The following is a 24,383-nucleotide window of genomic DNA, read 5'->3' on the forward strand; positions in this document are numbered from 1 at the left end:
TGAATACTGTGTAAGATGGAGGGAAGTAGCACAATGAAAGACTATAAAAAAGATTTTGTGCTATTTTTTAATACTATAAAAAAGTTGAATATACCTAAAAGATCAATATTGTTAATATTATCTATCATGATAATATCGAATGTTTTATCATTAGCATTCCCTCTATTCTTCGGGAACATAATTAATGGTATAGTAAGCAAATCATTTTATTCAATAAAAATGAATTTAATTTACATGTTCTTATGTTTTGTAGTTTCTACTGTATTAGATTACAAAAATCAAAAAATGATTAATAAGCTTAGTTATTCAGTCGAACTCAATATCAAAGAAGATTTGTTTAACTCAATTTTAGAAATGCCTTATTCTAGGGTTTATAAAATTGACAAAGGGAGATTAGTCAATAACATTGAGAGTGATTCGACCATTTTTTCCTCAATTCTTTTTGATAATATGAACTTAGTCGTACAGACTATAAGTATGCTAATTTCTTTAATATTTATGGTATATATAAGTCCAATACTAACACTTGTTACCATAGTAACATTTCCTATTACATTCATGATTTATATATATTCCGGGAGAATGATGAAATCAAAAGAGATTGAGTATACAAAAATGCATGATTCTTTTATGTCTTTTTTATATGAGTCTCTATCAGGATTGAAATCAATAAAAATTTTTAAGGCTGAAAATAAGTGGAATGAGATGTTTAAAAAGAATGTTATTGATATTAATGAAAAGAATATAGAGAAGTTTAATGTTCAATTAGTAACTCAAGTTATCATTGGTGTTGTAACGTTTTTGATAAACAATTTGAATATAATTTTAGCAATATATTTGATATTTAACGGAAGGCTTAGTTTGGGAATGATGACAGCATTCAATGAATATTCAGAAAGATTTAAAGGTGTCCTATTACTATTGTCAAGACTTAACTCTAAAATACAGCAGGTATCTGTTTCGTTACGTAGGGTAGGTGAGATAGTAGATTATGAAAGTATAGGGGAAATTGAGAATGTCAATGACAAAGAAAGATATAACAAGATTGAAAAAATAGAAATTAAAAATCTAAGTCACACTACACAAAGCAGCATAGAAGTTTTCAAAGATCTAAATATTAATTTCTATAAAAATAATATATATCTTATAAAAGGTGCAAGTGGTTCGGGAAAAACATCCTTATTAAATTTATTATCAAAGTTATTTGACGATTATTCTGGGGAAATATTAATGAATGGTATAGAATTAAAAGGTTATAGTGAAGAAAATTTGAGAAATAAAGTGAGCTATGTCACACAAGAGAACTACATGTTTTCAATTTCAATTCGAGAAAACATATCCTTATACAGAGATGTACCGTTGGAGATGATAGAAAATATATGCAAACGCCTAAATTTACATGAATTAATCATAAGTTTGCCAAATCAATACGATACTGTGATTAATGAAGAGGTTTAAACTTCTCCGGGGACAAATACAGCGGGTATGCTTTGCGAGAGCAATTGTAAGTAATCCCGATGTATATTTATTTGATGAAATTACTTCAGCTATTGATCAAAAAATATTGAAGACGTATTAAGAATAATTGAAGAGATTTCGGCAAATTCTATTGTTTTATTGGCTACTCATGAAAACTTTAAGTTTAATGTTCCAATAATTGAATGTAATGTAATGAACAAGAGAATAGAAACTAACGGATTACATTTACTACAGAATGTTTAAAACTCATAACTAGAAGCTCCACATTTACATACACAATTGCTATTTCATTTCAAAGACGGAAGTTGAGGTGGCCCCTAAATGGAGAATGTTGAAATCATATCCATCAACATCGGTAAACCCGTACAAATGCAATTCAACAACAGAGAACTCTCCACAAGTATTTTCAAAACGCCCAGCGATGAACCGCTGTTCTTGACCTCAGTTAATTTCGAAGGGGACGGGCAGGCGGATGTTGTCCATCACGGCGGTAGGGAGAAGGCTGTCTGTGTGTATCCCTATGAACATTATCCCTATTGGGAGAAGGAATTGGGCGGGAGTTAGGATACAGCGCGTTTGGTGAGAATTTAACGACTCAAGGATTGCTGGAGACGGAGGTTTGTATCGGTGATATTTTTCAGCTTGGAGAAGCGGTTGTGCAGGTGAGTCAGCCTAGGCAGCCCTGTTTTAAATTGTCTGTAAAATATGGGGCGCCCGATATGCCGTTAAAAGTGCAGGAAACCGGTTATACTGGCTTTTATTTTCGCGTGTTACAAGAAGGGCTTGTATCGAAGTCGGATAGTCTGATTAGAACGAGCCGCCATCCGAAGGGAATTACCGTTTTTTATGCTAACCAGATCATGCACCGGGATAAGAATGATATTGATGGGATTAAGAAGATCCTTGAAGTGGACGAGCTCTCGGAGAGCTGGAGAAAAACTTTTGTGAAGCGATTGGAAGGTAACGCGACGGATACCAAGGAACGATTGACGGGTGACAAGAGAGAGTAGCGGGACTTATCGGTGAATACATAATTATCATACATTTCAAAAAATGAACCCACCTTAGGTTAAGGGGTCAGCCCCTAGCGCTACAGATGGGTTCATTTTTGCATCATTTATATATTGCGGTTCTCATATTCACCTGGAAGTGTAGTATCAACATTTTTTTTCTTTATTAAAAGAGAACATAGAATCAAAATAATTAGAATGCCTATACAAACAAAGATACTCGCTCGGTTTTGATCGCTAAATGCAAATGCCACGCAGCAAATAATGAGTGTGATGGCTGTAAATGAAGTTGCATATGGAAATCCCCATACTTTAAAGTGCGGCATTTCTGTATATGTTTTGCGAAGCTTCAGTTGTGCTAGACATATGCTGATCCAGACCACGGATACTGTAAATCCTGGAATGGCCATTAAATATCCGAACACACGACCAGGTGAGAAGTATGCTACAAATGTCCCTCCAATAAGAATGATAGAGCTTAAGACAACGTTATATACTGGAACACCGTTCTTCGTAACATATGAAAATTGTTTTGGCGCTTCTCCTTCTGCAGCTAAGGAATGCAGCATACGTGTGCAGCCATAAATACCGGAGTTTGCCGCGGACAATACAGCTGTAATAAGGACGAGGTTCATAATATGAGCCGCTCCTTTAAATCCGACTGCAGATAACACTTGTACAAACGGGCTTGCTTGGTTGCCAATTTCATCCCATGGAATCAATCCGCAAATGACAAGGATCGGAAGGGCATAGAAGATTACGATTCTCCAAATGACTCCTTTAATCACTTTAGGTAATACTTTCTCTGCATCCTTTGTTTCTGTAAGAGTTAATCCGATAAGTTCAGAACCACCGTAAGAGAAAATTACGATTAACAGTGCGGATAATACTCCTGACCAGCCATGTGGGAAGAATCCCTGATGTTGTACATAGTTTTGCATATAATGAGTTTCATGACTTGGAATAATTCCGAATAAAATACCCGCGCCTAAAATAATAAATAAACCAATCATCGTAATCTTAATTCCGGCAAACCAAAATTCAAACTCTCCGTAATTCTTCACATTCATAAAATTAACAACAACAATGAAAATCGCGCTAATAAAGCTTAAAGACCATAAAGACATGGAAGGAAACCAATATTGCAAAAAGCTTCCTGCAGCTATGACTTCAATGACACATACAGTTAACCACATGAAACAGTATAGCCAGCCAATCACAAACGACACTCTCGTACCAAATGCTTTACGAATGAACCCTTTCATATTCAACCCAGGATAAGCGATAGCCATCTCTGCAATGGCACTCATTACAACAAGAAGCAATAATCCAGCAAATAGATAAGAAAAAATAACTGCTGGCCCTGCTATGGATACTGTTTCAGAAGTCCCCTTAAATATACCTGTACCAATTGCTCCTCCGAGCGCCATCATACGTATATGCCGTGGCAATAACCTTTTCTGTAATTCCATAACTCATCCATCCTCATTTAAAATAAAGTTTTTTTGCTTAACAAAGTTGTTCTTACAATAAAAAAATCGCCTCTGTCTTATACGACAGGGACGATTTATACCGCGGTACCACCCTAATTGCAGACTTAGTCTGCCTCTTCATATTGTTAACGATCGGTTGACCGTCTTTTCCTCAGGTAAAGATCGCCCTTTACTTCGAAAAGATGCTCCAGGATCGAAATTCACACTTATTTATGTACTGATTCACACCTACCATCAGCTCTCTTAAACAGGGAAATAAGTATTACTGTATTCCTTTCACTGCATTTCCTCTATTATGTTTTCTATAAAATAAAAAAGCCCCTACTGATTGTATCAGTAGGGACGAATATATCGCGGTACCACCCTAATTGCAGACTTAATCTGCCTCTCGACTTTGTTAACGATCTCGTAATTGACCGTCTTTTCCTCATAAAGGCTGCCCTTTACTTCGAAAAAGATGCTCCAGGATCGAAATTCGTACTTATCTTTGTACTGATTCACACCAACCATCAGCTCTCTAAAACAGTGAGATAAGCACTACTTAAATTCCCTTCAATGCACAATTTGTTATTATATGACGTAGCTACGATGTTTTGTATTATAGAGGTCTCATTTATATTTTGTCAATGACTATAAGTGTAAATGCGTTGTAAAATATTCGTATATAGGTGAGTATCCTGATTGGAGGCAAAGCGATGAACCACAGAGATGAACAAGAAAAACAGCAATTTGAAGAGTATAGGAAGAATCCAACAATCAATTTGGCTGATTCGGTGAACCGCTCGAAGACCGTGATTTAGGAGCTCTGACAAAAGGGAGCTTCTTAACTAAAATCATAACGACTTTGGTGATCATCGGAGGATTGCTTGCCTTCTTATTGCTCAAATAGTGTTTCTGCTTAAGACAAATTATTGTTCGTCAAATTATTCCAATATTGTAGTAGAATATGAATATAGTTCATATAGACTATCATGTCTGTCTAAGAACGTGAATTGACGAATGGTAATATTGGTAGAGGAAGGGGATAGTTGTTTGGAAGTAAGATATTGTTCTTCATGCGGACAGAGTATAAGTGCGAACGCTCGCTTTTGTACTAGTTGTGGGAACCCCATAGAGCAAGAGGCATATCAGGAGCAAGATTCTCAACAGCAAGTGTATCAGCAGCAGGCACAACAACAGCAACAGCAGCAGCAACAACAAGCATATCAGCAGCAAGCAAATCTACCACAAGTGCAAACATATCAAGAGCAGTTGTATCAACAACAAGCCTATCAGCAACCAGGGTATCAACAGCAACAGCAAGCATATCAACAACAGGGATATCAGCAACAAGCCTACCAACAACAAGCGTATCAAACACCAACATGGCAAAATCAACAATCCAACCCTTATAATACACCTGAAGCAGAATGGTTATGGTTATATTCCCATAGTGATCAATATGTTGAAAAGTGGATTAAAAAATCAAATTGGAACTGGGCGTCTTTTCTTTTCTTTCCGTTCTGGGCGGGGTATCGGAAAATGTATGCTGAGAGCGCGATATATGTAGCAATCTTTGTCGGGATGGCCTTCATTGAACAATTATTAGACTTTTCGCTTCCGTTTGCCCGTATCGGAATGTATATCTTATGCGGAACATTAGGAAATAAACTATATTTTAACAAAGCTCAAAAAGATATTGATCATATCCTATCTTTACATGCGGATCATGAGCTACGTCGTAGCTTTATTTACCAAAAAGGTGGAACGTCTGGTTGGGGTATTGTCTATGGAATTGGTATGATTCTAATTGGTATGGCTTTGTTAGCTATCTTTGGATGATGGTCTATATTAGTGAACAGGGTTAATACATAACTGGTATATATGCTAGAAAAGGACAGTTCTCCGATAGAGAACTGTCCTTTTTTGCGATTCACTAAGTAATGCTAATTATCAGCTAGCCTTATAGTAAGCTAGGTCAAGCACGGATATAGTGTAGGGTGTTAGCTGTCATATTCATAAGGTAATGTATTTGACGAGTGAAAATTCCGTAAAAACACCTGAAAAGGAGTTAATTCTCTAGTTTCTGTTGTTTGTGGTATAGGCTGTAGTATAATATGAAGGATTGCATAAGGGAAATATTCCCATACATCTATGAAATATACATATAGGCTATAAAAAAACAAAAAAGGAGCCATTAATCTATGAAACTAAAGAAAATAGGATTTGTACTTATGTCATTACTCCTCATACTTACAATGATTCCTGCCATGACATCCGCTGCATCCAAGCTGTCAATCTTGGTTGAGGTGAACGGGAATCTAGTATCATTTCCAGATGCGAAGCCGTTTATGGATAGAGCAACCGGGTGCAGGTGCCTGTCCGATTTGTAAGTGAAGCGCTTGGGGCGGAAGTAGGCTGGAACAGCAAGAGCAAACAAGTAACTGTACAAATGGGAGAAGACACTACTGTTTTGACGATGGGGAAAAAGGCGTATACCGTTAATGGCCAAACGAAACAAATGGATACGGTAGCTCAGCAGAAACAGAACCGGACTTTCGTTCCTTTACGATTTGTCAGCGAGGCGCTCGGAGCTAAAGTAATCTGGCATAAGGATCTTTATAGTGTAGAGATTTTAACGGGGCTTGCGGCGGTGCAGGAGGACAGTAAGGAGAAGATAAGGAGGAAACATCCTCAACTGAACCCCCCGAATATATTGTGGATTCATTGGGACGTAAGAGAAGAATAGAAGGGGAGACTCAGAAACGGACTGCTGAAGGATTCAGCTTCTACAATTCCTATAAATCGGGATTAGGTGTAAGTTACGAATCAGTAAATGGAAAAGATCTGATGTTCTTACAATCAACTATTCATTTTGACAGAGATGGCGTGGATTATAACCAGCAGGTCAAGGATTTGGATGAATTGCTGCGTCAAAAGATTGATTCTGAAGCTATGGATAAGATTATGAAATACGTAAAACAAAAAACGAAAAGGGAAGACATCTTGGAAGCGAAGGAATTCAGTGACAAAACATACGGAATTCAAGTGGAGTCAAGTTACTGGGATAATATCTATATATCGATCTGGTATAAGTAGGTGGAATTTTAATGAAGAGGCGATTTGTTATATTTCTTTTGGCTGTGCTTATCTGTGGTCTTGTACCACAAAACAATATAGCCGCTGAGAAAAAAGAAGATAGCGAGAAAAAGATAACTGTTGAGGACTTAAAGACCCTTACTCCTGAAGCGGTGTTAGAAATAGCTAATCAGGATATAGAGGAATTGTATGGACTAAAGAACTTTTTTCCACAAAAGGCATATGGAGAGCGCTTAATACTGCCCTGTTGCAACAGCAAATTAATGAGGCGATTAAAGCCCCTGAGAAATTTACAGGTTTTGATATTGTATATGGTACTAGTCACGGTACAGAGATTACCCATAAAGGAAAAGTCATGACCAGATATTCTGGATACAATGTATTTGGAGATCCTGTGTCCACGGATGGATTTCCTTGGGATGCAGGTTGGAGTGGTACAAAGATTCAGAACTTTCAATTGATACCCACCCCTTGGATACCCAAGAAGTTTAAGAAATTATTTGACGACTTCCCAAATAACTTCGATGGAGAAGTTCTAGAAAAACTCACCGAATACCTAGGCGGCGAAACTTTCGAAGGAAAAATCATAGAAGCTCTTAATGCAGAATACGGCGATGAACTTTATGGCACAAACCTCATGTATAACAATCAAAACAAACAATACGAGAATAGAATTGTTTACAGTAAGAATACCGCCCCCACAGGCGGCTGGATTAAATACGTTCACGTCATCCAACCGCCAACGTATCTGTCTCAGGGATTTGGAAGAGTGTATCTAAAGAGCGGTACTTATATGGATGTGCCGATCGCTGCGTTTATAAATACGAAACCGGATGATATTTCTGCGGAGTTTGTTGATTTGCCATCGGGAGCGAGGGCCGGGAGGAAGTTCAGGTTTCCGTATGGTTGAGATCGACGTTCCCCAAAAGGGAAACTACCAAGTTTTCGTGGAATGTTACCCGCAAGAGCGATGGATTGCCTCTGACAGCAGTGGAGAATCAATTGAAGTTCAGCGGCGGCGTGGCGGCCGAATCCGGTGAAATTAGCATTTCCAAAACCGAGAAGAGACGTCTCACTGTCTCATTTGTCATGCCGGAAAGTGACGTACGGATTCAGTTCAAGATCAACGAGGACGGCAAACAGCCGGAAGAGGTGTTACTAGATAATAACGTTCTAGACTCTGATGTTCTGGGCGCGGTGAGATTGATCGTTCCCCGTGAGCTCAAGCTTCCTTATGATATGCTGACTAAAAAGAAAAAATATACTTGCCAAGCAGTACGGCTACCTTACAGCTTCCCAATTTGACCGATGCCAAGTGGACGGGAAATGCAACAGGGGCACTTACAGTAACAAACCTGACGCCGGAATTGCTGAGGGATTTTGAGGTCCATTACAATCCAGAAATTAACGAGGAAAGCAGCGTGATTACCCGAACCCCGATAGTAACTTATACGATAAGGAGGGTGGATTTGGGGACGATCCAATGGGAGAAAAGTGGCTCAATCTGGATAAACCCGGAATTCCGTTGTCTAAAACAGGGGAAGTGCACACTGAAGGTTCAGTAAGCAGACCCTATGAATATAAGCATTATTATACGGTTTGCACAGGTGAAGGCGAGAATAGAAAATGTGAGGAGAAATCGGAAACCCTGACGGGAACCGCAACCGCACAATTCTTGCCAAACACAGTTTCCAATACCTATGATATGTATGTTTACAATGGGATGAAGGATGTTCCAAAGCGCGAGTACCGTAACGAAATCGAAGATAATCAAACGGATTCCCTTGTGAAGAATCTATTTTGGACGAATGAACCCTATCCCTACGATGTGATCCGCTGGATGCACCATCAGGATGTAGAGGGGAAGAAGTACGACTGGACACAAGCGCCGGGTCAATATAAGCGTGAATTCATCCAGCAAGCAAGCGGAAGTGTAGAGTGGGATGTTGAAAGCTCCATGAACGATGAGTACGCCCAGGCTAGAGATGCTGCAGCCAAGCGAAAGAACAACAAAAATCTTTACGATAAAGCTGTATTCGCAACTGATAAGGATCTTCAGAAGTACGATTATCCAATTAAATCGGGATACTATTTTAATCCTGCGGGGAGTTACACTTTCACCGTCACAACCGAGGTATTTAAGAAAGAGAAACCTGAAGACATGACGGGAGACCATAAAGATCTGCTGAACAGTCTGATTGATTCATTCCGCTATGAAACCGATCTGATGTTTATCAACAATAAAAAGATTGCTGTCAATATCAACAACGATGAACTTACGAGAAAAGGTGGAGGCTTTGAGCGAAAAGCGGGCGTTTTGTCTGTTAAGGATAACAAGTCGGTTAACGCCACTCCTCTGATCAGTGTGTTGGATCGAAGTGATGATTCAACCAGGTATACGAAAAAAGTCGAGGAAATCAAATACACGGACAAGCTCGGCGGAGATTCACATAAGTTCTGGAAGATGGTACTTGAAGGCTATACTGAATCGTATACGCAGGGTAAATACACGGACTATAACTACCGGGAGTATGTTGAAGCCGGACAGCATATGTATAAAATCACGGAAACGTCAACGATTACAATCGTCGTCAATTCGGGTAATGTACCGTTGTATACCCATGCCAATATGCCGAACGGAAACTACTATATCAAAGTGTGGTTCGATAAAGTGGATATGACTAAGGGGGGCCATGCTTACAAAGATCTCAAGACTCTGCAAGGCATCGAAGATCTGGATTCCATCAAGGTAACCGTGGTGGGCTCCATGTTTGATGATTTGAATAACTAGAAGAACAACAAGACCTGGGATTCAACATCCCGGGTCTATTTCTTGAAATTAGATTTAATCTGCGTATAACCATCACCTTTAAATCTACTTTCCTTTACATCTTATGAATCCAGCAAAATATGGAGTAATTAAAGGCGTACAGGAGGTGTCCTTCCATTCAAAAGATAGATCTGGATCGACTCGACAATTTGGCTAGAGTAGTGGAGCATTTGCGACAGACGATGGAGCAGGAAATTACCGGCATATCCAAGGATGTGAATCGTCTGCTCCAAAATACAGAAGCGAATTACTCGGAATATTATGTGCGCACGGCTATTCAAGAAGCGGTAAGCCTGCTCGGGGAGATTGAAATGCTAGCTCGTCGATTGGATGATCAAATGTATGAAAAAGTAAGCGGCCTGAAATATGCTGTGAGTCAATATGCGCTGATAGACAAGCAAGTGGAAAAATTGGCTCCAGACTTCTTCGTCTTTGTTCGATCATAAATCTCCGTTTCTTGTCGCACAGTGGTCAGATATCACAGGAAATAGCTTGTATGGACCTACGAAGTCCACAGCTTCAGAGTCACGTGTGTTCCCCAATATTTTCGAACAACTTGAGGCGTTTCAGCGCCAAGGAATTATTGATCGTTTATCTACAATGATGGGAGATGAGCGGTACCAGGCTTGGTCGATGGCGAGTGATGATCAGATCATAGCGATTATTATGGAGATTCAAGCACAAATTGAAGCAAACAGCCCGCCAATACAATTACCAGACGGAACACCCATTGATCCGTATAACTGCCAGAATGACACAACATTGAAATACTTTCAGGAGCATATCCAGAATGACCAAATGGTAAATCCAACGCTGGAATATATGGTTTGGACACAAAATACTTACGGCAAGACGGAATGGCGTAAAAACGTCGAGATGGCAGATTCGGTAGTACGTGGCTTCGGGACATTGGTGATCAAAGAGGTGGTTATGGATGTGGTAGGCACGATGCAGTTTGTGTTCCGATTTGCGATGGATCCAGAGAATACAACACAGGAAGTTGTGAATGCGGCTAATTATCTGATTCAAAATCCAGAAGTAGTATGGGAAGCAGTGAAAAAGCTCTATAAGGATTTTAACCAGGGGTCACCGGAACATAAAGCAGAAATGCTAGGAATTGTCTCCTCCTTTTTGTACCAGGGATGAAGGTTACTAAGCTGGAGAAGTCGGCGCGATAGGTGCAATGGCCAAAGCAGCAAATAAGCTGGATTATCCGAAAAATATAGGCCGACTACCATCCGGAACGATGCCCTTTTATTTTACGAAGACCTCAGAAGGAACATGGACAAGGGTACCGAATATAGGAAAGATAGATTTCGGTGAAGGAAAACTTGTGTCACCTAAGGGAGAAATTTCAGTAGGTAAACCTTCGGAGGCATTAAAGCCGGGGCTAAGGGGATGGGAAATGGTGTTAGTCGTGATACCATTATTAACTCAGCAACAGGGGTTAAAAAAGGCGGAGAGACTGTTGTAGGACATGCTCTACAAAAACATGCAGGAAGAAATCCTGATATTTGGGGTAAAGTCAAGGGCGGATCAGAGCAAGTTAATCAGACAGCACAAAAGCATTTGGAGGAAATTATTGATGCCCCGGGAGATTTCGTTAAAGTTACAAACGATAGGGGAATTACATTCCTAGAAAAGAAATTACCTGATGGTCGGGGAGTAAGGCTTAATCAAGACGGAACATTTAAGGGCTTTATTGACAAATAAAAGGTGGGGATGGTTTGGAAAAATTTGAAATTATACTAGAGGACTTCCGAAAAGATGAGCTAGACAAGTTAATTTCTGATGAACTTAAAATTAACTCATCAGAAGTTAAGTCCTCCCATTTCTTTGACAACAATAGTGGAGCAGATATTGAATTTCATCAAATCAAAAGTTTCAAGGATGTGCTTTCACCGATTGGAACGGGAAATGTGTTTCTGAACCATATGGAAATAGGATGTAGCTTAAAAGATGTGATGATGATATTTTCCTTTGATAAAGAATTTGGGGATATCACATTTAATTTTTCAGAGAATGAGCTATACGAGGGCAAAAGTTCTGATGTAAGGCTGAAAGCCAAAAAAATATTAGAATCTCTAGTAGGTCTAAAAGAGAAATTCGATATTCCAAAAATCAGAATCGGTTTTGAGCCTGCATCTGACGATGACACTTGTCTAGTGGAAATTGGTCAGGAAGCAGTTGAATTAGAGAGTGCCGTAGAACTTATAGTACCCCAAACCTTAAGGGGCACATAGTACCAATTGTAATACCCATATAAAGATTTCCCCATTTTATTCGTACGCACATCGATGTTGAGCAGGTCGATTATGGTCAGATACCACCATTATTGACCTGTTTTTGTTATTTCGTGTTTTCTTAGTTTTTTTATAAATAGACACAACTTCTTAAATAATTGGCCGGATGGATATAGTGTTGGGGGACTAGACTACGTAAAACAAAAGACCGAAAGGGGAGACATTTTAGATCGATTGCGATCATGGCTTTTCTGCACGTACCCAAATCAATCGCAAAAAACTGTCCCTTTTACTGCTCCTGAAGTGTTATACGTAGGTAGAGAGGAGGAAGGCTTGATGGAGTTTGTTGAGGAATGCGTGAAGCAAGTCAAAGCGGGCGAAGTGAACAAGTATGTACATATTGTCGAGGCGTTCCAGGCTCCGATTTACCGGTATTGTAGTCGTATGTTAGGGAACCGGCAGGAGGCGGAGGATGCCGTACAGGACATTCTAGTTAAAGCCTATGAAAAAATAGATAAGTACGATCCGACGGGCAGCTTCTCATCCTGGCTATACAAGATTGCGCACTACCATTGTCTGAATCTGCTTCGTAAACGCAGCATACAGCGTAAATTCCAGAGCTGGTTCCACCAAGAGGCGATGGCGGAAAGTGCGGAGCAGACGATGACAAACCGATTATTTGGAGAGCCATTGGCATCTGCCATTACAGCGATAAGCGCGGACGAGCGAAGTTTGTTAATATTACGTGTGCTTGAAGAGAAGTCTTTTGCCGAGATTGGAGAAATTTCCGGAAAAAGTACGGAAGCGGTGAAGAAGAAGTACGGGCGCCTCAAGCTGAAGCTGCAGAAACTAATGGATCAGAAGGAGGGAGCAGGTTATGCGAAAAGCCAAAGCTACACTTCAAGATGATCAGATCAGGGAGCTTCTCATTAATAAGGAGCTGGATGACATTGATGTGCGATTGAGCGTGATGAACCGGGTTCGGGAAATTCACGAGCGGGGCAGTAGCGGAAAAGGGTTCGACACCGGACCGGTGTCATTGTTACGATTGCCTGTCTCATTCTGGTATTGTCCTCCATAACAGGCTATGCGGCTTCTAGGTACGTGCAAATTTTGAATTCAAAAGGTCAGGTCATCGTGGAAACGAAGGAAATTATAGAAGATAAGTATACTCCACATGCCAAAACACTCGATAAGCTGCTGTCTGCATACAGAGAGCGTGTCCAGGCCCAACTTAAACCCGGGGAACTGGTGGCTTACTACGTCCATGACGATACAATTAATGCCTACAACCGAGCTAATAAGGTTAAAACTGAGTTTAAACCGGTGGTGTACAGCAGTTTTGCGGAATTGAAGAAGCAGCTTGAAATCACATCTGGACCAATGCTGGATGAGCCCAAGTATTTGCCTAAAGGGTACTCTTTTACAGAAGGGAATGTATTTGTTAGTGTGACGGAAGGCGAGGCTAGCTTGGCAAATCTGCATAAGTTAGAACCGGAGTTTATCCAAATGGCTGAATCCTCAACTAGTGGTGCTAAATTATTCATCAAGCCGTTGTCCTGGAGTAAAGCGGGAAGTGCAAAGGCGGTCTATAGCAATGGGAAAGATACGATCAATGTCATTGCTTATGAACGGAAGAAGATCCGTCCCCGGTAGTAACGCAGCATCCCAAGGGCGTATCGATCGAGAAGCTGACGGCAGGCGGTCAGGAGATGGTTCTTATGGAGGTAGAAACAGCCGAGGCAGATACTGTTTACTACAAACACAAATTGGAGTGGCTTGATGAAGAGGCGGGGATTTATTATTCCATATTCGATAACCCGGATAGTACTCTGTCCAAGTCCGAATTTATTCGCTTTGCGGGCAGCATGGTGAAATAACTTCACTTTATAATGCAAGTTTAAAAAGTCTGACTTTCAGCACCGAGAAGGTTGGATGAAGCTAGGGACTGAGGAGTGGAGCGTACGTAGTGGGTACGTGAACACCGGAAGGCCCGGCTGAATTCAAGATTCGATGCCGATTAAGCTAGCAGTATTGCTTCGTGATCAAAGGGGGACTTTTTAAACAACCTCTTATATGTCCCTTTTCTAGAGGCTAGGGGGTTATATAAGTAAACAAAACCACATGCCTACTTGGCGAAAGGAGATTCATCCATGAACCTTACGAAGAAAATGATCATTGCTACTACAAGCATTCTGCTAGTGCTAGGATCAGCAAGCGGATTTGCCGCAGAGGCAGGCGCTGCACCACAGAAAGAGACGAAGACACAGGCGATATCAAGCAAGAGCAATCTAGAACGTCAGAAAAAAGAGGCTATGGGCATCCAGTCCAAAGAGAAGAAGCCAGGCGATTTAACTGTATTATATAATGGGACTGACAATTCGCTGTCTTTTAATTACCTCTCTATAACCAGTTCAGATTATGACGAATATACAAAGCTGTTGAATAAACACAAAGCGCCGAAGTTAACTCAGCCGGGATGGCTTCCGGAAGGGTATGCCTTTAAGTCAGGTGAAATCGTGCCTCCATACTATTTTTCCTTTAGTCAGCCATATCAAAAGATGCTAAAGGAACTCAAAGTGGAAGCGAAAGGAAAAACATATTACACTAAAAAGCTAAATTGGAGCGAAGCAGGGGAAGCGGCGCTTGTCTTCTCCAAAGACTCTGACGTGATTCGCATTAGTGCCAAAAGAATACATCCGCTTATTACTGAAGTCACACGAGTAGCAGGTAAGGGCGAGAAGCTTGAAAAGGTGAGCATAGGCGGCATCGAAGCTTTATACCTTACGAACTCCAACGCTGTTTATTCAACTAATCTGACATGGGAGGATGCGGAAAACAATCTGGAGTACACGATTTCCACCTATAAGAAAAGTCCTCTGACGAAAGAAGATCTCGTATCGATTGCGGAAAGCATCATGCAGGAATGATATGCTAGAACGATAACCAATTCAAGAGTCTGCCTATGGCAGGCTTTTTTGTTTTGATAACACTGGAAAAATACGCTATTGATAAGTGTTGGTTCAGTCAGCAAAATACATCGGAACAAATGTATCTGAGCTGTTCATATCCGCTTTCCAAATAGCCCCTATTGAGTGAGCAACCGTATAGAAATAAATGATTTTTGCTTTTGGGTCGACAAGGGTTAAATAAGGGCCTTGAAACATTTCATAACGTCCAACATTTCCTATATAGTATGTGTTATTTATTGCGTTATCTATTTGTGCAAAGGTAGGGTCGTTCAGACTTGTTCCTTTTAAGTTTCCTCTATCCGCAGTGTCTATATTGTCTTTCAAGGAGTCCATTCCTTGCTTCATTTGAGATTTTAGCCATATCAGTGTTTCATTGACAGATGTACTATTATTCATTTTGGTAGGATCATCAATCCAAACAATAGGGTTATAAGCTAAACCCTTAGCAGCGTTATTGTCGGCAATAGCATTAAGATATTTGTCGGTAGTTTGCGTTTCGGCGGGCAGATACCCTACGGCTTTATTTAGGCTAGCACTAATAAAACTTAGCGGTACATAAGTATGTCCATGATCCATCATAGGAGCTACATCAAGTGATACGGTTTTGCCGTTTACAGTTGCTTCGGTAAGACCTATTTTCATTATGATTTCTTTGTTTACATCCTTAATTCTAATCGTTTGTGTTGCGCCATTCCATCGAACATCCGCTCCAAAAGCTTCCGCAGCAGCACGAATGGGTACAAGCGAACGTTTATTTCTTATAATCACCTTCGTGTCAGTAAACTCACCGTTTATCATAAGTAGGCTTTCACCTGAAACAGCATCTTTTTCTCCGTTCGCGAACGAATATGCCATATTATTGGTAAGACCATTGTTATCTGTCATTGCTCTTGCCTGATACGTAGGATCAGAGACATTTATAATGGGTACAACTTTTATCGTTTTTACGATAGAGTCAATATTCGCCTGCATGATTTGATAATCGGATTTCGTAGCTTTTGTGGACTGATCGTCAGTTGGGAGCTTTATAGCGTAGACGTAAGCGTCACTTCGTAATACTAATCGCCCATCGGTGGGGGTATCGAAATCCCCCTGCGGAGCCTTATTGCCGGAATACCTGATTATGGTGAATAATACACCTACTCCTGCCCCATCCTCAGCCTTTTTATTTGTAAAAGAAGTAACTAGATGAGAGTCATCAGAATAATTGCTGTGTACCCTGTACTGTCCTTTCCAGCTTACAGGTAATGTTAATGTATAACCCATCATGCTATTCGTGTAGGTAATTCCGGTCGTACCCGAAACAATGCTTTCCGCTTTGGCGTCTCTGGTCTGCGTGAATGTAACCACAGAAATAACAATTGTAGAAATAAGCAACGCCAATACCATTCGACCAAAATGAACTCTTCTCATATAATTTCCTCCCACTATTGCTTACGCAACTTTATACGCTGACGGTAGGCTCAACCACAGTTATTAAACTATTGAATGAATCGAGATTAACCGTTGCTCCAATTGGCAATGCCGCTTTATAAACACCATGTCCTGTGGCTAGATTGGTTATTAGTGGCTTACCGAGAGGGACAATGAATTCGTTAATTATATCCTCATAGGATTTACCGTAAGCCGCCTGGCAGCCCGTGCATTCTCCCATAATAATGCCGATGCAATCATTTAATTTTCCGGCCAAGTTCAAATGATTCAAGTATCTGTAGACTTTATTGGTAGGTTCATGAGTTTCTTCAAGGACGATAATTTTATCCCGTGTATCGATTTCGAAGGGGGTGCCCAATGTATCCACAAAAGATGTTAGATTTCCGCCGACTAGCGGCCCTGTAACGTTTCCCGGTACCCGGCTAATCAGCGGAACTCCCGGCGGATTTAAGATCGGTCTGGTTAATGAGTAAAGAGACGTCGTAGAGAAAAATTGGTCGAAATTATAGTCAGGTGTATTGGATTTGAAGTCAATGAGCAGCAGACTATGGAATGTTATTAAGTCTACAAGTTCATACAGTACATTTAACAATACCGTTATGTCACTATAACCTGTAATGATTTTAGGATTGTTCTGTATCACATTATAATCCAGGTACGGAAGAATTCCGGCCACTCCTGTACCGCCTCTGGTGGGCAGTATCATTTTGACTTGCTCGTTCTGAAACATCATCATCAAATCGGAGGCTCGCTGCTCGTCTGTACCAGCTAGAAACCCATCTTGCGCGTATACAAATTGACCCAATAGGACATTAAGCCCCATTGCCTTCAAATATTCGATCCGTTCATCGATGATGTTTGCGGCTAACGGACTGCCTAAGGTAACGATCCCCACGGTATCGCCCCTCTGTAATATTGGCGGACGTATCGGCATATGCTCATCTTCCTCTCCTGAAAATAGAAGAGCCAACGTGAAACCATATCTTTAGATTATATTGGCAAAGGCGGCTTGATAACACGGAACATATGTTCTATAATTTATATGTGATTTGAGAATTATGGAATAAGGGGATGTTAGCTTTGATAAATCGAATTTCCACACCTTACAGTTATTCATCCGCAGTAGTGGCCGGGGAGTACATATTTTTAGGGTTACATAGAGGGTTCGGTGAGACGTTCACTCAGCAGATTCATGACACCTTTGAACATTTGAAGGAGACACTACTACAATGCAATGCATCATTAGATAGTGTCGTGAAGGTTAATGTGTATCTAAAGAACATAAAGGATTTACCCGAAATGGAAAAGGTATTTTGTGACTACTTTGAAACAGATCGATTTCCAGCCAGAATGACCTCAACGACGGAGTTTATTGATTCGGATTGCCTGATGATGATTGATGGAGTAGCTTATCTTCCAAACCCACAATAATTAAGCAAAATGCCGAAAGGATCGTCTAATAGACTGTCTTTTCGGCACTTTTTATAATCAATTCTAACGCCTAACATATTAAATCTTTGCACCTCATAACGGAAGCTTTAGGTTGACCTCAAATACTAACCTCCGGCGCACGTAGCTTCAGAGTCAATTCCTTGCCACCGGAAACTTCCTTCGCTTCGGCTATAACCCAGTTTACTGCGAGGCGTTCTTGAACCAGTTCGGCTTGCTGCTCAGTGAGGTGCAATTTCTCGATGATCCCCTCACCGACTTCGAAATCTTGTCCACCTTGCAGGTCAAACGCCTGCTCAAGCCAGCTTTTTAGCCCATTACGGGTATTGAAAGTCAGGCGGTAGCCTTCCTTGATAGCCTCGGCCAGTCTCTCTCCATGTTCATTGGCGTAGCTGATAAAGTTCTCATAGTTGTAGCGTTCGTCCTCAATCTGCTTAAACGCGCCAGAATCTTTAGCTTCCACCGCAGCAAGGATCGCTTGGTCAGACATTCCTGCTCTACGGGCGTGCTCTAGCAAAATAGCGGTACTCTGCGACAATTTAATAGTTATATGATTCATGTCTCTCTTCCTCTCTAATATATACTAGTAAATAAATAGGATTACATTACATTATAGCGTCTTGGTCATAAAAATTAAACGCCAGATATGATCTAGGTACTAAGTTATAATCCCAAATACCTTATATCCTCGGTATAAAGTTGCAAAATCGGACGTCAGCACTGTCTATAAAGCGCCATTTTTCGAACATTTGTAACGGTTTTCGCGCGGCTCGTAAGGCCTATTCACAATCGTCGGAAATTATGGTTTTCTGAATAATAGCGCATGATTGGCTGCAATGCAGCTTGTTATTATATTATTCAGGAGGCATTTTTTATGAAAATAGAAACAATCAAGCCCATAGGAGTTGGCAGTATGCGTATTCTCCTATCTCTGTGCTTGATCACCGGACTATTCGCAGGGGTATCCCAAGCTGAGGCTGGAGCGGCACCCGTACAGGCGAAGGAGCCGGTGTTTAAAGACATTAAAGGACACTGGGCGAGACCTGCGATTGAGGCCATGGTGGAACAAGGCATTCTAGACGGTTATCCGGATGGAAGCTTCCGACCGAATGAACCCGTGAAGGTCGATCAGTTCATTAAGATGCTGATTCTGTCTTACAGTGAGCAGCACCCGAATCTGGAGCGAAGCTGGAAGAGCTCTTTCCTGGATTCCCTCTCTGAGGAGAACCGGACGATCCTGAAGCAGGATTACCGGTATTTCAATTTCAAGCCTGCGATGACAGGGTATTGGGCCAAACCTTACATAGATGTTGCCAGTGACCTGAATTTTCTAAATAAAAATCGGTACAGTGATTTCCAGGCAAATATGACCCGTGAAAATGTGGCGGAAGTGCTGTTCTACACGATACAGGAGACCGAGTATCTGGAGGATGAACAGTTCAGTCGCTCTATTGCACAAGGCTACGGGGATTTAACGAGCGCCAGCGACAGAGAGCAGAAGTTCATTGCTGAGTCCTTAATCAAAGGAATTATGGAAGGGTATCCGGATGGCAAATTTGGCGTTGGCCGTTATGTTACCCGGGCCGAGTCGCTCGTTATCTTGAATCGTCTGACCGATAAAACGAAGCGTATTCCGGTTCTCCCGCAGGAAGAGAAGCTACAGAGGCTTGTGCCTACGAATGGTGGCGGACAGAAGATCGTTGCCTTCCCGGACAAGAAAATGTGGGATGCCTACGATACATTGAAGCAGGCCGGACAACTGCGTGGAACCAATTACGATCTGTACGATACGACGCTTCGTCTGTTCAAGGATGAGAAGGAGAAGAAGGCGGTGCAGGAGAGCACGGTTCTAGGTACGACAATCTCGAAGGCCGCAACCGAAGAGGCGGCGATCTGGCTCGATCCGTCTTACAATACGTATGGAATAACCGTACGCCTACGTGAAGGCACATTGGCACGGAACAAGGAGCCAATTCAGCTCTTTGCTAACCAGCTATTCTCCTATGATGCGATTGCCTTCAATCGCTGGTTCGATTCGATTTGTGCTGAGGTGGAAGCAGGCAGACCGCTTGCATCTAAGCAGGCCGATGTAGGTGACTATACCGTTAATGTTCTAGTTGATAACACAGCCAAGACGGTGGTATTCTCCATCGCACTCAAGAAGGGTTAATTTGTAAAGTTGTATGCAATAAAGCCTTCGGTTTCCTGAATGTAGGAATTCGAAGGCTTTTTGTATTCTCATTTTTATAGTGACAGAATCGCACACTATCGCTCCAGAACTTTTCGGAATGTCCTACGTCTAATGTAATAATTGAGATAATTATCCATTATAAGCGCATAATTTGATTAGAAGTTCATGTGGGAGATGAGGCGATGATACCGTTAAGCAAAATAGCTCTAGGGTTAGGGGTTTGTGTCCTGTTATTGCTGCCTTCGTCAGAGGCAGCTCTGGGGGCTGATAATACAACGTCTGCCGCGACCAATGTCTCTAGTAATATCCTTCCGAAAAAAGGGGATTCCCTTGTGGCTCAGCAGCGTGTACCTCTGTTTCCGAAGCAAATTAGCAGTAAAAGTGACATTCATCAATTTAATGCTCCATTTCAAGGGCAGCAGGGAGATATGTTCACCGTTCGTGAAGTGAAGGGCGAGCTGATTCAGGTTCATTCTTTTAATCTGGGCGATGTCTGGACTCCGCTATGGTATTGGAAGAAGGAAGCGGGTCAAATCGTCCAACTCAAAGATGCCGAGCTGGTTAATCTGACCAGTAAGGCTAAGCTGGCGTTAGCTCCGAACAGCTCTATAACATGGAACAACAAGGTGGCGGGTGATTCTAACTGGGTCGCAGTAGCTCGGTGGAACAACTGGGTGGGGTACTTGCGAATCCAGAGCCGTGGCAGAAGGACGGAGAAATCTATCAACCAGTTCTGCTGTGGGTTCAGAAGCAGGATATAGCGGCTGAAACAGCGCTTCCGCAGGGAATCTTCGCTCAGAGCTCCAAAATATCTACTGATCTGATCAGGAATATCGCGAGTTGGATGCTGGTTCCTGGCGTGGATAGTTCCTATGTGGAGAAGCTGTTAGGAGCACCGCAATTTATGGAGACATGTGCGAACTTGCAGATGGAAAACGGCCAGCCAATGCAACTGGGTAAGACCTGGCGTTATGAACGGCTTGACGGGCACTTTTTAGTAACCTTTTCTAAAGAAGGTAAGCTGGAGAGGACGAGTTGGATTATTCCTGGTGCAGGCGGGAGCAGGAGCATCTTTACCGGGGTGGAATATCGCTATTCTTATCATTTTATAAATTCACCCTTACCGGAAACTTTGCAGCTCAACCCGATGTGGAGACAGCAGGGGGATTTGGATTTTGCCTACTTGCTTGCCGCTACTCCGGATATATTGTTGATCAAGGGAGATGACGGTGGGTTTAGCGGAATGCATCAGAGCTCTAATCTATATGCAGTCACTCCGTCTGACGGAAAGAAGCTGTGGCAGGTGGAGGCCGGCTTTGGAATTTTGCAGGCGGAAGCCGCGGATTCTGGCGATATGGTGACAGTCTTGACCAACTATAGCCCGGAGGCGAAGCGGTACGAGATCAGACTGCGCCAAATCCGCTTATCAGATGGCAAGATCCTATGGGAAATGAAATCGGAGGATCAAGGAAACAACGTTGAAATGGGGCTGGCGCAAAATAGCGTAATCATGCTGGAGGCTCCAAGCACAGAAGAGAAGAATCATGCTGCGCAATTATCTGTCTTCAACAATACCACAGGCAAGCTGATATGGAAGCAGGAGGTTGCCGCTGAGGCTCACGTACTCAATGAAGGAGGCCAAGATCCTTATGTACTGGTACAGGATCATGAAGCCTTGAAAGGATATGATCCGAGTTCCGGGCAGATGAAATGGACAGTAAAGCTTCAAGGACAGCGTCCAGACTATGTCAGTTATGATGCTTACTATCCGGCTGGGCCAAGAGTAAATCCCTTCGAGCCACCTGCATCCAGACGCTGGATGTTGCTTGGCGACCGTTGGATGCTACTGGATTTGCGAACGGGGGACAGCTTGGCAGAGTATCCCTTAACCGCGAATGAGCGGATCAAGATGATCAATGAGCGTTATTTACTTGTGCAGCGCAAGAAGGAGACCACCGCTAATACCGGTGTTAGTCGGAGCGAAGAGCATTATGAATCCGCGTTGTATGATGTGGAGCGGGGGCAAGAGCTTTGGGCGTTGGCGGGCAGAGCCTCCAAGGGAACTATCGCTGGGGATATATTATATCTCTTAGATGATGGAATCCCTACAGCAGTAAGGCTAGAGGATGGCAAAGCGGTGTGGCAGATGAATCATACTGCAACCGAGACGGATAATATGTCCTACTTTGCCGGAGGCGGATATATTGTGTTGAGCCATTACTTGCTAATCCCTTATGGCCGGGACCTGCTCGTTATCGATCGACAGAGCGGGGAGATGTTAGGCCGAATTCAAAATATGCTGATGGGCTACGCGGAGCTGCGAGAGCTGGAGTCGCGTAACGGGACAATCAATATCTCTGGAGATGAGCTCTATGTTGGCACGGCGAACGGGGCTATAGTGCAATTTAGTATTCGGGAGATAGAGCAAAGATTGGCTGAATTATTTGATAACCAGGGCTAGGAGGTGTAATATTCCCCACGAATGAATAGGAGAAGGAGCATATTTTTGATATGTTTAATCGTTTTCGGACTGTTGAGTTATGTTTTATATGACGGGTACATGTATATAAATAGTTACTATAAACATGAGCATATTAAGGGAGCAGTTATAGTACTATTTGATAACAAGCCTGGTATAGGGGCAACTTTTCAACAAATTCGGACAACGGATGAGGAAGAGATTGCCGCCGTAGTTCGACTCTTAAAAGACAGGACTGTCATTAAAACATTTCCTGACATAGGGCCTGTTCGCAGTTATACGAGTCATTTTTATGAATTGTGGATTCAGTTAATAACAGATAATAATCGAACATTAGAATACAAAATTAATTCCTTTGGGCATGTTGAAGTAAGAAAGGGTATTGATAAAACATCAAATACGTTGATTTTTGGTGGCAGTAGTAAGAAATGGTTCAATGAAATTAAAGCCTTGTTTGAGGAAAAACAACAGAATCCCCTATGGTCATCATAGTAAAAAGGAGTGAAACGGTGAACAGCCGCTCACTCCTTTCTTTCATGTCCCTATTCCTTACTAAAGCTCTCCAAGAACTTACTGGCTAGCGAAGACATATAACGGTCCTTGATCCAAATCGCCGCGATTCGGGTCTCTAAGGAGGGATTGTCGATTTCTTTGTAGATCAGATTGCTATGGTTCGCCAGCTCGAATGCGGACTTCGGAATAATTCCGATACCGAGCCCGGCATTGGCCCATAACAGAGTGGTTCTGGCATCATCATTTTTACAGAATAGGTTCGGCTCGAAGCCTGCCTTCTGACAAGTCTCACGAATCAATTGCTCAAACCGGCGGTAAATAATCAGAGGCCGCTTACGCAACTCTTGGATGTCGAGGGTGTCCCGCCCGCTACTCCAATCTAGTTCCGGAGTCATCACGGCGATCATCGGCTCCGCTTCGGCATACTTATACCCCATTCCCGCGTTATGAAACGGCGTTCTGACGATCCCCACTTCAATGACCCCACTCTGCAGCAATTCAATAACTCGGAACGTGTTGCCTTCATGGATTTCAAATTTGATCCCGGTGTAGGTTTTGTGAAATTCGGATAATCTATCCTTTAACAATGTCGATCCTGAGGAGGATACCGTACCAATCGTTAATGTTCCTTTTAATCCTTTGGCAAAATCGCTGACCTCTCTCGAGGTCGAGTCCGTCAAATCTACAATCTGCTGCGCCCTGCGACGTAAAATTTCCCCAGCGTCTGTGAGCCGAATGCTGCGCGGACCTCGCTCTACTAGCTTCACGCCAAGCTCCTCCTCCAACAGCTTGAGCTGCTGGCTGAGCGGGGGCTGGGCCATTTGCAGTTTCTTGGCGGCTGAGGTGATCTGGCCTTCCTCCGCGATCGTCAGGAAATATTTCAACTGCCTGATGTCCATAAGTGCCTCCTCATAGAATGATATACTTATTTCATATACCATAGATATAAATCAAATATTATTAATATGGAAGATGTTATGTCATAATCATATCCGGTAATTAGTTTTCTTATCAAATGCGGAACTTTAAGTGCGAGTTTAAAAAGTCAGACTTTCAGCACCGAGAAGGTTGGATGAAGCTAGGGACTGAGGAGCGGAGCGTACGTAGTTAGTACGTGAGCACCGGAAGGCCGGGTGAATTCAAGATTCGATGCCGAATCTGCCTCCTGAGTTACTTCGTGATCAAAGGGGGACTTTTTAAACAACCTCTTTA

General features: G+C 42.1%; 29 protein-coding genes, 1 pseudogene and 2 other annotated features. Of the genes and pseudogenes, 25 read left to right on the forward strand and 5 right to left on the reverse strand.

What is annotated here, in order from left to right:
• The first annotated feature begins 33 nt into the window (after window positions 1-33).
• From RE628_RS05895 to RE628_RS05900, 3 genes and pseudogenes are all read left to right on the forward strand, one after another.
• Window positions 34-1,458 (forward strand): ABC transporter transmembrane domain-containing protein, encoded by a 1,425-nt coding sequence (locus tag RE628_RS05895; RefSeq protein WP_309157867.1) that lies wholly within the window; start codon window positions 34-36, stop codon window positions 1,456-1,458.
• A complete protein-coding gene (locus RE628_RS29490; RefSeq protein WP_375143043.1) occupies window positions 1,445-1,579 on the forward strand; it encodes an ATP-binding cassette domain-containing protein in 135 nt (44 codons plus the stop codon). The genes RE628_RS05895 and RE628_RS29490 overlap by 14 nt, the downstream gene beginning before the upstream one ends.
• Before the next feature lie 221 nt (window positions 1,580-1,800).
• A pseudogene (locus tag RE628_RS05900) lies at window positions 1,801-2,489 on the forward strand (MOSC domain-containing protein).
• Window positions 2,490-2,596: 107 nt separating this feature from the next.
• Here the strand turns inward: RE628_RS05900 and RE628_RS05905 are convergent.
• Entirely contained in the window at window positions 2,597-3,961 is a 1,365-nt protein-coding gene (locus tag RE628_RS05905; RefSeq protein WP_309157868.1) for an amino acid permease, read from the reverse strand.
• Between the two features lie 83 nt (window positions 3,962-4,044).
• Window positions 4,045-4,271: a binding site (T-box leader), on the reverse strand.
• Between the two features lie 46 nt (window positions 4,272-4,317).
• Window positions 4,318-4,547, reverse strand: a binding site (T-box leader).
• Window positions 4,548-5,014: 467 nt separating this feature from the next.
• On the opposite strand from RE628_RS05905, the gene RE628_RS05910 reads away from it, so the two are divergent.
• The 17 genes from RE628_RS05910 to RE628_RS05990 all read left to right on the forward strand — a co-directional run bounded on the left by RE628_RS05910 (window position 5,015) and on the right by RE628_RS05990 (window position 15,063).
• Window positions 5,015-5,803 carry a DUF2628 domain-containing protein gene (locus tag RE628_RS05910; RefSeq protein WP_309157869.1) on the forward strand — a complete coding sequence of 263 codons (789 nt, stop codon included), beginning with the start codon at window positions 5,015-5,017 and terminating at the stop codon, window positions 5,801-5,803.
• Window positions 5,804-6,165: 362 nt separating this feature from the next.
• Window positions 6,166-6,354 carry a hypothetical protein gene (locus RE628_RS05915; protein ID WP_309157870.1) on the forward strand — a complete coding sequence of 63 codons (189 nt, stop codon included), beginning with the start codon at window positions 6,166-6,168 and terminating at the stop codon, window positions 6,352-6,354.
• A complete protein-coding gene (locus RE628_RS05920; RefSeq protein WP_309157871.1) occupies window positions 6,330-6,710 on the forward strand; it encodes a copper amine oxidase N-terminal domain-containing protein in 381 nt (126 codons plus the stop codon). Before RE628_RS05915 ends, RE628_RS05920 begins: the two co-directional genes overlap by 25 nt.
• Complete coding sequence (locus RE628_RS05925) at window positions 6,689-7,060, forward strand: hypothetical protein (RefSeq protein ID WP_309157872.1); 372 nt, start codon at window positions 6,689-6,691, stop codon at window positions 7,058-7,060. Before RE628_RS05920 ends, RE628_RS05925 begins: the two co-directional genes overlap by 22 nt.
• Window positions 7,061-7,071: 11 nt before the next feature.
• Window positions 7,072-7,419 carry a hypothetical protein gene (locus RE628_RS05930; RefSeq protein WP_309157873.1) on the forward strand — a complete coding sequence of 116 codons (348 nt, stop codon included), beginning with the start codon at window positions 7,072-7,074 and terminating at the stop codon, window positions 7,417-7,419.
• A complete protein-coding gene (locus RE628_RS05935) occupies window positions 7,416-7,970 on the forward strand; it encodes a hypothetical protein (protein ID WP_309157874.1) in 555 nt (184 codons plus the stop codon). The genes RE628_RS05930 and RE628_RS05935 overlap by 4 nt, the downstream gene beginning before the upstream one ends.
• Window positions 7,971-8,050: 80 nt before the next feature.
• A complete protein-coding gene (locus tag RE628_RS05940; RefSeq protein ID WP_309157875.1) occupies window positions 8,051-8,365 on the forward strand; it encodes a hypothetical protein in 315 nt (104 codons plus the stop codon).
• Window positions 8,366-8,543: 178 nt separating this feature from the next.
• Window positions 8,544-9,851 carry a hypothetical protein gene (locus RE628_RS05945; RefSeq protein WP_309157876.1) on the forward strand — a complete coding sequence of 436 codons (1,308 nt, stop codon included), beginning with the start codon at window positions 8,544-8,546 and terminating at the stop codon, window positions 9,849-9,851.
• A 188-nt stretch (window positions 9,852-10,039) separates the two neighbouring features.
• On the forward strand, window positions 10,040-10,336 hold the full coding sequence (locus RE628_RS05950; RefSeq protein WP_309157877.1) for a hypothetical protein: 297 nt from the start codon (window positions 10,040-10,042) through the stop codon (window positions 10,334-10,336).
• Window positions 10,323-11,036 carry a hypothetical protein gene (locus tag RE628_RS05955; RefSeq protein ID WP_309157878.1) on the forward strand — a complete coding sequence of 238 codons (714 nt, stop codon included), beginning with the start codon at window positions 10,323-10,325 and terminating at the stop codon, window positions 11,034-11,036. The genes RE628_RS05950 and RE628_RS05955 overlap by 14 nt, the downstream gene beginning before the upstream one ends.
• 252 nt (window positions 11,037-11,288) lie before the next feature.
• The gene (locus RE628_RS05960; protein ID WP_309157879.1) at window positions 11,289-11,603 is read left to right on the forward strand and encodes a hypothetical protein; all 315 of its coding nucleotides are present in this window, start codon (window positions 11,289-11,291) and stop codon (window positions 11,601-11,603) included.
• A gap of 14 nt (window positions 11,604-11,617) precedes the next feature.
• Window positions 11,618-12,133, forward strand: coding sequence for a hypothetical protein (locus RE628_RS05965; RefSeq protein ID WP_309157880.1), 516 nt, complete (start codon window positions 11,618-11,620; stop codon window positions 12,131-12,133).
• 336 nt (window positions 12,134-12,469) lie between these two features.
• Window positions 12,470-13,042 (forward strand): RNA polymerase sigma factor, encoded by a 573-nt coding sequence (locus RE628_RS05970; RefSeq protein ID WP_309157881.1) that lies wholly within the window; start codon window positions 12,470-12,472, stop codon window positions 13,040-13,042.
• Entirely contained in the window at window positions 13,011-13,214 is a 204-nt protein-coding gene (locus tag RE628_RS05975; RefSeq protein ID WP_309157882.1) for a hypothetical protein, read from the forward strand. Before RE628_RS05970 ends, RE628_RS05975 begins: the two co-directional genes overlap by 32 nt.
• A 32-nt stretch (window positions 13,215-13,246) precedes the next feature.
• Entirely contained in the window at window positions 13,247-13,789 is a 543-nt protein-coding gene (locus RE628_RS05980; protein ID WP_309157883.1) for a hypothetical protein, read from the forward strand.
• 65 nt (window positions 13,790-13,854) lie between these two features.
• Window positions 13,855-14,013 carry a hypothetical protein gene (locus RE628_RS05985; RefSeq protein ID WP_309157884.1) on the forward strand — a complete coding sequence of 53 codons (159 nt, stop codon included), beginning with the start codon at window positions 13,855-13,857 and terminating at the stop codon, window positions 14,011-14,013.
• Window positions 14,014-14,286: 273 nt separating this feature from the next.
• Window positions 14,287-15,063, forward strand: a complete 777-nt coding sequence (locus RE628_RS05990; protein WP_309157885.1) for a DUF4367 domain-containing protein — start codon at window positions 14,287-14,289, stop codon at window positions 15,061-15,063.
• A gap of 93 nt (window positions 15,064-15,156) precedes the next feature.
• Here the strand turns inward: RE628_RS05990 and RE628_RS05995 are convergent, their stop codons facing one another.
• Both RE628_RS05995 and RE628_RS06000 read right to left on the reverse strand, forming a co-directional pair.
• Window positions 15,157-16,518: a copper amine oxidase N-terminal domain-containing protein gene (locus tag RE628_RS05995; protein WP_309157886.1), complete on the reverse strand. Its 1,362-nt coding sequence runs from the start codon at window positions 16,516-16,518 to the stop codon at window positions 15,157-15,159.
• Between the two features lie 31 nt (window positions 16,519-16,549).
• Window positions 16,550-17,473, reverse strand: a complete 924-nt coding sequence (locus RE628_RS06000; RefSeq protein WP_309157887.1) for a S66 peptidase family protein — start codon at window positions 17,471-17,473, stop codon at window positions 16,550-16,552.
• Window positions 17,474-17,619: 146 nt separating this feature from the next.
• Here RE628_RS06000 and RE628_RS06005 point away from each other — a divergent pair, with 146 nt between their 5' ends.
• Complete coding sequence (locus tag RE628_RS06005; protein ID WP_375143044.1) at window positions 17,620-17,970, forward strand: RidA family protein; 351 nt, start codon at window positions 17,620-17,622, stop codon at window positions 17,968-17,970.
• A 118-nt stretch (window positions 17,971-18,088) separates the two neighbouring features.
• Here RE628_RS06005 and RE628_RS06010 read toward each other — a convergent pair whose 3' ends face one another.
• Complete coding sequence (locus RE628_RS06010; RefSeq protein WP_309157889.1) at window positions 18,089-18,547, reverse strand: hypothetical protein; 459 nt, start codon at window positions 18,545-18,547, stop codon at window positions 18,089-18,091.
• A 315-nt stretch (window positions 18,548-18,862) separates the two neighbouring features.
• Between RE628_RS06010 and RE628_RS06015 the strand changes: the two genes are divergently transcribed.
• From RE628_RS06015 to RE628_RS06030, 4 genes are all read left to right on the forward strand, one after another.
• Complete coding sequence (locus tag RE628_RS06015; protein ID WP_309157890.1) at window positions 18,863-20,158, forward strand: S-layer homology domain-containing protein; 1,296 nt, start codon at window positions 18,863-18,865, stop codon at window positions 20,156-20,158.
• Window positions 20,159-20,361: 203 nt separating this feature from the next.
• Complete coding sequence (locus RE628_RS06020; protein WP_309157891.1) at window positions 20,362-20,940, forward strand: hypothetical protein; 579 nt, start codon at window positions 20,362-20,364, stop codon at window positions 20,938-20,940.
• Window positions 20,841-22,640: an outer membrane protein assembly factor BamB family protein gene (locus RE628_RS06025; protein ID WP_309157892.1), complete on the forward strand. Its 1,800-nt coding sequence runs from the start codon at window positions 20,841-20,843 to the stop codon at window positions 22,638-22,640. The genes RE628_RS06020 and RE628_RS06025 overlap by 100 nt, the downstream gene beginning before the upstream one ends.
• Window positions 22,641-22,739: 99 nt before the next feature.
• Complete coding sequence (locus RE628_RS06030) at window positions 22,740-23,150, forward strand: hypothetical protein (protein ID WP_309157893.1); 411 nt, start codon at window positions 22,740-22,742, stop codon at window positions 23,148-23,150.
• A gap of 50 nt (window positions 23,151-23,200) precedes the next feature.
• Here the strand turns inward: RE628_RS06030 and RE628_RS06035 are convergent, their stop codons facing one another.
• On the reverse strand, window positions 23,201-24,070 hold the full coding sequence (locus tag RE628_RS06035; RefSeq protein WP_309157894.1) for a LysR family transcriptional regulator: 870 nt from the start codon (window positions 24,068-24,070) through the stop codon (window positions 23,201-23,203).
• Between the last annotated feature and the right edge of the window lie 313 nt (window positions 24,071-24,383).

The organism is Paenibacillus sp. D2_2 (assembly GCF_031199965.1).
Taxonomy (GTDB): Bacteria; Bacillota; Bacilli; order Paenibacillales; family Paenibacillaceae; genus Fontibacillus.